Source organism: Hymenobacter artigasi (genome assembly GCF_012275535.1).
In the GTDB taxonomy this organism is placed as follows: domain Bacteria; phylum Bacteroidota; class Bacteroidia; order Cytophagales; family Hymenobacteraceae; genus Hymenobacter; species Hymenobacter artigasi.
Map to the genome: position 1 here is coordinate 1 of NZ_JAAVTK010000038.1, position 1,190 is coordinate 1,190.

Consider the following 1,190-nt stretch of genomic DNA (forward strand, 5'->3'; position numbering starts at 1 on the left):
ACGTCATCATATGTTTGTAGTGGCAACCCAACGGGCCACGCCGAAGTACGTCATCGGTCCTCGAGACCGCTCTGCATGCTGGCACCCGTTGGGCCTGCTGCCCGTGAGCCCGGACAGTTCAGTGGTCGACCCAGGCCGAATGAATGATGGTGGGAGACGGGGCAGCCCCGCCACCGCTGACGGATGGTTCCACCTCTTTCCCCCCCCCTTTTTTTTATGGACTATATTGGCATTGACATCAGCCAGGCGTACGTGGACGCGGACCTGCCCGGCGGGGTGCAGCGCCTGGAGCAGACCGCCGACGGGCACGCGGCCTTGCTGGCCGCCCTGCCGGCCGGGGCCGTGTGCGTGCTCGAAGCCACGGGGCCTTACGGCCTGCGCCTGCTCGCGGCCCTGCACCAGGCCCGCCAGCCCGTGTGCGTGGTCAACCCCTTGTCCGTGCGCCGCTTCGCCCAGAGCCAGTTGCGGCGCAGCAAAACGGACCGCACGGACGCGCGGCTGCTGAGCCAGTTCGGCGGCGTCTTTGCCCCCGCCCTGCACCAGCCCCCGGCGGTGTGGCTGAGCCAGTTGCAGCAGCGTCAGGCCCTGCTCGACCTGCTGTTGGGCCAGCGCACGGCCCTGCGCAACCACGGCCACGCCCTGCGCCAGTCGCCCTGGCCCGACCCGGTGAGCACGCAGGCCCTGGAAGCGGAGCTGACCCGCCTGGATAAGCAGGTGGCCGACCTGGAAAAGAGCCTGGAACAGGATGCCCGGGCCCAGTGCGGGGCCGATTACGAGCGCCTGCAAACCATTCCGGGCGTGGGCCCGCGCATTGCCCTGGCCCTGCTGCTGGCCGGTCCCGGCCTGCGGGCCTTCCCCGGCTGGCGGCAGGCCGTGGCCTACGCCGGGCTCTGCCCGCGCCACTACGAATCGGGGAGCAGCGTGCGGGGCCGGCCCCGGCTGAGCAAGCTCGGCGACGGGCGCTTGCGCCGGCTGCTCTACGTCGGGGCTTGGTCGGCCAAAACCAAAAACCCGGCCTGCGCGGCCCTGTATCAGCGCCTGGTCGCCCGCGGCCTCGCCGGCAAGCAGGCCCTGTGCGCCGTGGCCGCCCGGCTCTTGCGACAAGCCTGGGCCGTGGTGGCAAACGAATGTGCTTTTGACCCGAATCATCATCTTTTAATTGCTTCTTAAACACAGTTCATGCTGAGCGC

1 protein-coding gene is annotated in these 1,190 nt (G+C 69.2%); it reads left to right on the plus strand.

Going from position 1 to position 1,190, the window contains the following annotated elements; genetic code table 11:
• Nucleotides 1-216: 216 nt before the first annotated feature.
• Complete coding sequence (locus HBN54_RS23150; RefSeq protein ID WP_168675619.1) at nucleotides 217-1,170, plus strand: IS110 family RNA-guided transposase; 954 nt, start codon at nucleotides 217-219, stop codon at nucleotides 1,168-1,170.
• The last annotated feature ends 20 nt before the right edge of the window (nucleotides 1,171-1,190 follow it).

Coding starts and splice junctions, on each gene's coding strand:
- HBN54_RS23150 (WP_168675619.1), top strand. CDS start 217: ATGGACTATATTGGCATTGACATCAGCCAGGCGTACGTGGACGCGGAC.